Source organism: Lishizhenia sp., assembly GCF_057456495.1.
The window spans coordinates 1-8972 of sequence record NZ_JBVCPV010000123.1 but is presented as its reverse complement, the minus strand read 5'-3'; the positions used below and the strand labels follow the sequence as shown (position 1 = coordinate 8972).

Below are 8972 nucleotides of genomic sequence, written 5' to 3'. Positions count from 1 at the left end.
GGTGGTAACCCAATTGCTGCAAAAGTAGCAACGGCTGCCTTAGAAGTAATTAAAGAAGAGAATTTAGCGGAGAACGCTCAAAAACTTGGAGAGTTGTTTAGAGCTGAAATGAACCGTATCATCGCTAATACAGATTTAGTGAACTCTGTTAGAGGTAGAGGTTTATTGAATGCTATCTTAATTAATGATACAGAAGATAGCACTACAGCTTGGGATTTATGTGTTGCCCTTAAAGAAAATGGTTTATTAGCTAAACCAACGCACGGTAATATTATCCGTTTTGCTCCACCATTGGTGATGAACAAAGAACAATTGTTAGAATGTGTAGCAATTATAGAAAAGACAATTACTGAGTTTAAAAAGTAATAAATAAGCTTTTAATGCAAAAGGCATCTCATTTAGTTGGGATGCCTTTTTTTGTGAATTAAACATTTAATTGAAGAATAATGTAACTATTGTTAATAACTCACGTTTATATGTTCATAAGTGAATTTTAACATGAAAGTATTACCTTACATAACATCGGTTACATTTTTGTTTTTGAGTAGTTTAAGTGCTCAGGCTAAAATCACGAAAGAAGATTACATTGCCCAATGGTCCAAAATTGCTGTTGAGCAAATGCATGCGCATAAAATTCCAGCCTCAATAACGATGGCACAAGGAATCCTAGAAAGTTCTTACGGAAACTCCATGTTGGCTACAGAAGCCAACAACCACTTTGGTATTAAATGCCACAGCTGGGAAGGGGAGAGAGTTTATAAAGATGATGACAAAAAGGATGAATGCTTTAGAAAGTATGCCCATGCTTTGGAGTCATTTGAAGACCATAGTTTATTCTTGGCGGGTAGAAAACGTTATGCAGAACTATTTACCTATGAGATCACAGATTACAAAAAATGGGCAAAAGGATTGAGAAAGGCAGGATATGCAACTAACCCCAAATACCCACAATTGCTGATTGATATTATAGAGAAAAATGAGCTCTACAAATTAGATAAGTCTCCTTTGGATGAGCCTTTGGCGAAAGTAGATATTGCAGAAAAAACGTTAGAGGATGTTAGTAATAAAACTCCGCAAACAGGAAAGTTGAGTAAGTCTGTGAACTACAATTTACATAAGGTTAACGTAAATAAAGCAAGAACACAGTTCATCACCGCTAAAAAAGGAGATACATATTATAGAATAGCGAAAGAGTTCGGGTTGAGCTTGAAGCAAATCTATAAATACAACGATGTAATTTCAAAAGAAAATAAAATAGAGGTGGGGGATAAGATCTATATCATGTACAAAAGAAATAGATCTAAAAAGCAAAGAGCTACAGAAGTAAAAGACTCCACTTCTTTGAGAGATATTAGTCAAGAATTTGGAATTAAGCTAAAACGACTGCAAAAATTAAATCCTCAACTATCTCCATCCAAAGAGATAGCTATAGGTACAACGGTATTCCTTAGATAATATCGAGGAAAGAACATACCTTAATTGGTTTGTTTGTGATCTCAAAAATTATTGTTTTTTGTTGAGATTGTTGTTTGTTTGAAAAAGCTCCCACGTTGATGGGAGCTTTTTTATTTTTACCATTTTTCCTTCTTATTTTAGCGCTATGTTGAAAATTGCCTTCGATCCTATTTATGCGCATACTTTGCCGCCAGGTCATAGATTTCCTATGGCTAAATACGAATTGTTGCCCCAACAATTAATGTACGAGGGTACAGTAGAAGAGGAGAACTTTTTTAAAACCGAAGAGATAGATCTAGCAACCGTTTTGGCTGTGCACGATGCAGATTATGTGAAGCGATTAAGGGCTCTGGAATTGACAAAAAGAGAACAACGGGTTACAGGGTTTCCGCACAATGCAGCTTTGATTGAAAGAGAATTCAAAATCATGGAAGGTACTCGTCAATGTGTGAATTATGCTTTAGAGCATGGTGTAGCCATGAATATAGCAGGTGGTACACATCATGCGTTTAGCAACAAAGGTGAAGGCTTTTGCTTGCTGAATGATCAAGCCATCGCTGCTAGGTGGGCAATAGACAATGGATTGGCTAAAAAAGTGCTGATTATAGATTTAGATGTCCATCAGGGAAATGGAACTGCCGAAATATTCGAAAACACTCCTGAGGTTTTTACCTTTTCAGTCCATGGAAAACACAATTATCCTTTAAAAAAGGAAGTGTCTGATTTAGATATAGGCGTTGAGGATGGTATAGGAGATAAAGAGTATTTATACCTGGTAGAAAAGCATTTGGATGAATTGATGGCACAAGTGGAACCTGATTTTTTATTTTATCAATGTGGTGTAGATATCTTAAAAACAGATAAATTAGGAAGATTAGGTGTGAGTATTGAGGGGTGTAAGCGCAGAGATGAGTTGGTCTTTGAAATGGCCAAATCCAATGCTTTGCCAATTGTTTGTTCTATGGGAGGAGGGTATTCCCCTCAACTTAAATACATCATTGAAGCACATGCCAATACCTACAGAACCGCACAGCATTTATTTTTTTAGGATGAAAAGAGTTTTAGTATCTAGTTTAATGTTTTTTTTACTTGCTTGTGGATTATCCACGCAAGAAGAACTTGTGCTTTCTAAAGCAGTGGGTGATTATGTAGATGCGGTGAATGAGAACCAAGTATTGATTAAATTGGGACTTTCTCACCCTAGAGTTGTGAAGCACTATTCTGACCAAGGAAAGGATACGGTACAAAAGTATTTCGACTTAGAGAAATACAGCATTTTCAATTATGTAAAAGATAAGTCTTGGGACGCTGATCAATCGCTCTGTATCCGTTATCAATATAAAAAAGAAGATCATCAACACTATTTCTACGCTGTTAAGAAAGAAGGGCAGAAGAACTGGTTATTTATCGATGAGCGCGATACATTTTTGTTTCCAGAACTTTTTGAAGTTAATAATTAAAGGATTCGCCATTTTGATAGAAGAGGAAGTTTCCTTTGCTGGTTTCAACTCTTACAATGTTGGCATTAACATCAAATTCAGCTTTAAATACCTTCGTGATTTCTTTGGTTGTACCATAATTACATACAGAAACCCCTCCCATAACATTTCTAAAAGCCACGGTTTTATTTGATATTTTATACTCTTCAGGAATGTAATTGGAAATTTGGGTAACCTCGCTTCCGTCGTACATGAAGAATAAATTGGTTTCACCCCAAACCACTACACTGTCTTTCACTTCATAGAAGTCAGGAGAATAATTACTTATTTTTTTAAGTTCACCAGCCTCATAATACATGAGGTTTCGGTTTTGATCTAAGTATACTGCAAAATTATTTCCCGCCTTGTAAGAAGGTATTTGAACGGATTCTATGTTGAATATCTCTCCGTTTTCATACAAAGCAAAACTTTGATTGATAGGGTCGTTAAACACGCTAAACCCGTATCCTGAAGCGTAAGAAAAACTAAATTGAGAACTTCCTATTTCTGTAATTTTCCCTCTGTCAAATATATACTGTACTTCACCTGGACCTTTGAATCCAAAGGTAGTAGGACCTATATTGGTAGGAAGGGTTAACTCTTCTAAACTATAAGTGACTAAATAAATGCTATCGTTGTAATGTGCTTTTATTGAGTTGTCACGAGAATCTATAAATACAACAAGCGAATCGCTTACGGCGTAATAATCGGCGAAATTACTTAAGGTTTTCTTGTATCCGTTTTCCCAGTGAAATAGAATAGGACCTATGTTCCAGGTAACAGAGTTCAAACCTAGTTCATAGCGAACAGCTGTGTTGTTTAAAAAGTGCTTTTTTTCACCATCGTAAACAAAAAGGTCGCGTTTGTGATCTCTGAAAACGATAAGGTTTTGATTGTACTTATACTCGGTAGGAGGAAGGTAGTCGAGTTGCTTACTGCGTCCATTTTCAAAAGCACGGAGATAGCCAATGTTATCTAGGAAAGGGAAGAGCCCTTGTGCGTTTAAGGTGTTGAATGAAAGTACGAACGTTAGTAAAAATATAATCCTCATAATTCTATGTAAGCAAATAGTTCTCCAAATTTAGCCAAATCTATAAACTAAAAAAGGGATACACATATTGTGCATCCCTTTTACTATTTTAAAACTGAGTGTTCAGAATTTATTTTTTCTCTTTCTCTAGTTCTTTTACCAATTTTTTGGCTGCTTTCGTAGCTTCCAATAAATCAATTGTTCCACCAGTTACAGATAACTTAGAGAAAGCAATTGTTTCGATGTTGTTTAAATCTCTTGTAGAAGCACCTGGTTTGATAACCTCTAAATCTTCGTAAGTTTTAGCTGTTTCTAACAAGATGTTTTTGATTTGTAACATCGTTAATTCAGGGAAGTAGCTTTTTAAGAAAGCCGCTGCACCTGCTACCATTGGAGAGGCCATTGATGTTCCTTGAATTGCCAAGTAAGTAGTATCTCCTTGAACGGTATTGTAAATTTCTAAACCTGGTGCAAACACGTCTACGTTTGTTTGTCCGTAGTTAGAGAAACTTGCAGCCAATTGAGAAGGAACAGTGATACTGTCTTTTTCTTTCGTTGATAAATAACGCGTACTTGCTCCAATTGTTAAGTAGTGTGTGAAATCTTCTGTTTGGAAAGGGTAATGAGAAGTAGGGTAATTTGGTTCTACATCTACATTTTTGTTATCATTTCCAGCAGCATGAACAAACAGTACTCCTTTAGATTCTGCGTACTTGATAGCATCGTATACCCATCTTCCGTTTGGAGAGTAGTTCTTACCGAAAGAACCGTTAATGATTTGTGCTCCGTTATCTACTGCATAACGAATTGCTAAAGCGATATCCTTATCGTGCTCATCTCCGTTAGGAACGGCTCTTAATGACATTAATTTAACATTTTCAGCAACACCGTCACCACCTTTTCCGTTTCCACGAACAGCACCAATAATACCACCTACGTGTGTACCGTGTAATGCATCTGGTCCTTCAACGTCGTTGTTACCGTAGTTCACATCTAAGATGTCGTAAGGGTTGTCTCCAATGATAGATCTATCATCACAGTAAGCGTTGTAGTTACAATCTAATCTTCCTTGTAAGCTTTCAACGTATCCCATTAACATTTCAGCTGACAAGTTTCCTTGCTTAACTTCTAATGCAATGCTTTTATGTTTTTGTCCTTCTTTGTCTGTAGGCTCCCAAGCATTTAATTGTTCTAATGTGTAATCTGCTCCTAAAGCTTTTTCTGCAGCAGCCAATGATGCAGGAATAGTTTCTTCTGCTAACATTTTGTAACGCGCTACGATAGACTCGTATCTGTTTCTAGTAGCTTCGTATTCAGCTTTAACTTCAAGGTACAATTTGTAGTCCTCCATATCTGCAGGAGCAACATCTGCCTCTACAACACTAGCGAATCTTGGGTTTAATTGTGCGTAAAGTCTTGTTAACTCTAAACGCGTATCGTTTTGGTTAGTTCCATCAGCGTTTCCAAGGAAGTTCCATCCGTGGATATCATCGATGTAACCGTTGTTATCGTCATCAATTCCGTTTCCTGGAATTTCATCAGTGTTTACCCAGATTTGTCCTTGTAAATCTTCGTGGTCAATATCAATACCACTATCAATAACTGCAACTACAACTTCAGAAGATTCTTTCTTCTTCACTTTTTTGTAGGCAGCTTCAGTGTTCATTCCTGCTTCACCGTTGTACCAGTTTTTGATTACTTCTGTTGAAGGCTTTTCATTCAACTGTGCGTAAGCAGCACTAAAGTAAGTTACTGCGAATGCCGGTAAGATTATTCTTAAAAATCTTCTTTTCATAGTCTTTTGATGATAATTTTCGAGTTACAAATATTCCATTTTTATTTTAATCTCACTCCATTTTTTACACCTTTTCCTTTAAATTTACGTTCTAAGGTTAAAAATTGCTATAAATGGTACACGCGCGAAAAATCCTAATGTTTTGTTTTCTATTGATAACGCTCACAACATTAGGTCAATCTCCTAAATTGAATTGGGACAATGTTTTAGATAAGTATGCACAGGAGATAATTCCATTTTCTGTTCCCTATACTTATGATAATTTAAACTATTTACACAGAAAAGGTGTACAAGTTAAAAGCATTACAAAGGATTATATCCTGTTTAGTGCAACTCCCAATTTTGTAAATGAAGGATATACATCAGGAGGTTTAAGTGATTTTTACCTTGAGTTTTCTAACCCAACTGCTTTGGATGATACTGCGCGAGCGCTCTTGTTTGTAGATCAAGTACATCAAGGCAGTGCACCGTTGCCTGCAGGTTATACAGGGGAGGGTGTCATTATTGGTTTTGTAGATCAGGGGTTAGATTATACACATCCAGATTTTATTGATGACAATGGTAATAACAGAGTGATACGCTACTGGGATCAAGGTGCTGGGAATGGACCCAACACTCCTGCTGCTTATGGTTATGGACAGATATGTGATAGTGCTAGTATAAATGATGGGACCTGTCCTTACACAGAAGAAAGCTCAGCCCATGGTACAACGGTTACAGGTATAGGTTGTGGAAATGGAAATGCTAACGGGACCAATATGGGAATGGCACCTGATACTAAAATCATCTTCATAGAAACTAATTTTTCATTGCCAAACTGGACGCTTTCCGTAGCAGACGCTTGTGATTATGTTTTTAAGGTGGCAGATTCACTAGGAAGACCAGCAGTTGTAAATTTAAGTGTAGGTTCTTACATAGGATCACATGATGGAAACGATCCGGCTTCTGAAATGATGGAGCAATTACTGGATGAAAAAAGAGGGAGACTTATTGTTGGTGCAGCAGGTAACTCTGGAGCACTTGGGAATTATCACGTAAGAAATTTCCCAACAGCAGATACATCTTTCATTTGGTTAAAATCTAATCCTAATGGTGCAGGAGGAGCGAATACGATATTGTTTGATTTATGGTCAGATACTGCGCAAGCTACCTATAGCTATGCATATGGAGCAGACAGACCTAATTATACTTATGCAGGAGGAACAGCCTTTAGACAAGCCTTAACCAATGTAGGTACACCTAAAAACGATACAATTTATAATAGTAATGGAGATAGAATTGCTACGATAATAACCTATACAGAAATCGTAGGAGGAGCTTTTCATATACAAGGATACTTTAATCAGGTAGATTCAACATCTTATAATTTTAGGTTTATGACCAAAGGGTCTGGTCAATACGATTTATGGAGTACAGCAAGTTTTGGATTGAGCACAATTGTTGAAAATTTACCAGCTTCATCAGTGATGCCCGCAATCGTAAACTATGTATTGCCAGATGCTAATCAATCGATAGTTTCTTCCTGGAACTGTTCAGAAAAAATAGTTTCTGTAGCCAATACATTATGTAGAACACATCACATAGATAAAAATTACAACACCTACAATGCGGCGCCAGGAGCTTATCCTGGAGAGCTTTCTTCAACATCAAGTAAGGGTCCTTCTCGTTTAGATGTAGTGAAGCCAAATATTGCCGCAACGGGAAATGTTACCTTAGGTGCGGCGCCTGAATGGTTAAGAAATAATGTTGGTTATTACCCTTTACTCGATAGTGGAGGCTACCATGCACGAAATGGAGGAACTTCAATGGCATCTCCAACGGTTGCTGGAATTGGTGCATTGATGTTAGAAAAGTGTAATTTATTATCAACAGAAGAATTTATAGCTGCTATACAAAACACGGCACGAGAAGAAAGTTTTATGGGAAGTTTGCCAAATAATGGATTTGGATATGGAATTGTAAATGCTTTGGATGCAACAGCAAGTACCTATTTTGAGGCAGATTTGTTAGGAGACACAGTGGTATGTGATGGAATTGCGCTTGTATATCCAGACGGGAATCCGATAGAAGTGGAATGGTATGATAATTCAAACAATTTAACCCTTACGGTTACGCAACAGCAAGACAGTGTTTGGGCTACCTATGTGATGGATGAACGTGGGTGTGAAGGTTTAAGCGATACTATAGGCTTAACGGTGGGTACTATGCCTCCAACTCCTTTTATTACTTTAAATGGTAATGTATTATCCTCAACACCTTCTAATAATTACCAATGGTTCTTAAATGGAAATGCAATTCCTGGAGAAACGAATCAAAACTTGGTCATCAATTCAGAAGGAACCTATATCATGGGAACTTTAAGTGATGATGGATGTTGGGCGTATTCAGATAGTGTTAGATATTATTTAGGAATTCAAGATGCAGAAGAAAAAGAATTTAAAGTTTACCCAAACCCAACTTCTGGAATTGTGTTTATTGAGCATATGAATCAAGAGAACTTTACGGGTGAAATAACCACGCTTACTGGGGCAAAGGTCTTGCATTTTCAAAGTAATGCGCAAGGGAGTACTCAGGTAGATTTGGCGGAACTTGCAAAGGGAATTTATTTATGTAAGATAGTTTTAAACAATAAAACGTATACAATTAAAGTTATTCGAGAATAGTTAATATGGCATTAACTTATTATTTTTGAATCCTTAAAAAATTGAACAAACTTTAATATGAATCTCAAAGGAGTAATATCAATATCAGGTCGTCCGGGACTATACAAAGTTGTAGGACAAGGAAAGAATAACATTATTGTTGAAGCTTTAAACGATAACAAAAGAATTCCAGCATACGCTACAGATAGAATTTCAGCATTAGAAGATATTTCTATTTACACGTATGAAGAAGATGTTCCTTTAAGAGAGGTTTACATCAAATTCAGAGAGAAAGTTGCAGAAGAGCAGGTTTTATCTCACAAAGAGTCTTTATCAAAATTAGAAAGCTTTTTAGAGGAAGTTTTACCGGATTATGATAAAGAAAGAGTTTATCCATCAGATATCAAGAAATTGTTTCAGTGGTACAACTTATTGCACAAAGCTGGTTTAACAGCACCGGTAGAAGGAACAACAGAAGAAGTTTCTCAAGAAGAAGAGTAATTAGTTTCTACTAAAAAAATAGTAAGGGTCGTTCAATGAATGACCCTTTTTTCATGCTTAAAAATGATAGT

8 protein-coding genes are annotated in these 8972 nt (G+C 36.6%); 6 read left to right on the top strand and 2 right to left on the bottom strand.

Annotated elements, in window-relative coordinates:
- The 4 genes from AC22ZQ_RS09610 to AC22ZQ_RS09595 form a co-directional block, all read left to right on the top strand.
- Window positions 1-366: aminotransferase class III-fold pyridoxal phosphate-dependent enzyme (locus tag AC22ZQ_RS09610; protein ID WP_318958568.1), on the top strand; the 366-nt coding region annotated here is incomplete at its 5' end.
- Between the two features lie 132 nt (window positions 367-498).
- Entirely contained in the window at window positions 499-1455 is a 957-nt protein-coding gene (locus tag AC22ZQ_RS09605; RefSeq protein WP_318958567.1) for a glucosaminidase domain-containing protein, read from the top strand.
- A 145-nt stretch (window positions 1456-1600) separates the two neighbouring features.
- Window positions 1601-2503: a histone deacetylase family protein gene (locus AC22ZQ_RS09600; RefSeq protein ID WP_318958566.1), complete on the top strand. Its 903-nt coding sequence runs from the start codon at window positions 1601-1603 to the stop codon at window positions 2501-2503.
- 1 nt (window position 2504) lies between these two features.
- Window positions 2505-2915, top strand: a complete 411-nt coding sequence (locus tag AC22ZQ_RS09595) for a hypothetical protein (RefSeq protein ID WP_318958565.1) — start codon at window positions 2505-2507, stop codon at window positions 2913-2915.
- On the opposite strand, the gene AC22ZQ_RS09590 is transcribed toward AC22ZQ_RS09595, so the two are convergent.
- Together AC22ZQ_RS09590 and AC22ZQ_RS09585 are read right to left on the bottom strand one after the other, a co-directional pair.
- On the bottom strand, window positions 2905-3984 hold the full coding sequence (locus AC22ZQ_RS09590) for a hypothetical protein (protein WP_318958564.1): 1080 nt from the start codon (window positions 3982-3984) through the stop codon (window positions 2905-2907). The genes AC22ZQ_RS09595 and AC22ZQ_RS09590 overlap by 11 nt on opposite strands.
- A 109-nt stretch (window positions 3985-4093) precedes the next feature.
- Window positions 4094-5758, bottom strand: a complete 1665-nt coding sequence (locus AC22ZQ_RS09585; RefSeq protein ID WP_318958563.1) for a S8 family peptidase — start codon at window positions 5756-5758, stop codon at window positions 4094-4096.
- Window positions 5759-5895: 137 nt separating this feature from the next.
- Between AC22ZQ_RS09585 and AC22ZQ_RS09580 the strand changes: the two genes are divergently transcribed.
- Both AC22ZQ_RS09580 and AC22ZQ_RS09575 read left to right on the top strand, forming a co-directional pair.
- The gene (locus AC22ZQ_RS09580) at window positions 5896-8421 is read left to right on the top strand and encodes a S8/S53 family peptidase (RefSeq protein ID WP_318958562.1); all 2526 of its coding nucleotides are present in this window, start codon (window positions 5896-5898) and stop codon (window positions 8419-8421) included.
- A gap of 57 nt (window positions 8422-8478) precedes the next feature.
- Window positions 8479-8901, top strand: a complete 423-nt coding sequence (locus tag AC22ZQ_RS09575) for a DUF5606 family protein (RefSeq protein ID WP_318958561.1) — start codon at window positions 8479-8481, stop codon at window positions 8899-8901.
- Window positions 8902-8972: the final 71 nt, after the last annotated feature.

Excerpts from the sequence above, each read along its gene's own strand:
- AC22ZQ_RS09605 (WP_318958567.1), top strand. The coding sequence starts at position 499 with ATGAAAGTATTACCTTACATAACATCGGTTACATTTTTGTTTTTGAGT.
- AC22ZQ_RS09600 (WP_318958566.1), top strand. The coding sequence starts at position 1,601 with ATGTTGAAAATTGCCTTCGATCCTATTTATGCGCATACTTTGCCGCCA.
- AC22ZQ_RS09595 (WP_318958565.1), top strand. The coding sequence starts at position 2,505 with ATGAAAAGAGTTTTAGTATCTAGTTTAATGTTTTTTTTACTTGCTTGT.
- AC22ZQ_RS09590 (WP_318958564.1), bottom strand. The coding sequence starts at position 3,984 with ATGAGGATTATATTTTTACTAACGTTCGTACTTTCATTCAACACCTTA.
- AC22ZQ_RS09585 (WP_318958563.1), bottom strand. The coding sequence starts at position 5,758 with ATGAAAAGAAGATTTTTAAGAATAATCTTACCGGCATTCGCAGTAACT.
- AC22ZQ_RS09580 (WP_318958562.1), top strand. The coding sequence starts at position 5,896 with ATGTTTTGTTTTCTATTGATAACGCTCACAACATTAGGTCAATCTCCT.
- AC22ZQ_RS09575 (WP_318958561.1), top strand. The coding sequence starts at position 8,479 with ATGAATCTCAAAGGAGTAATATCAATATCAGGTCGTCCGGGACTATAC.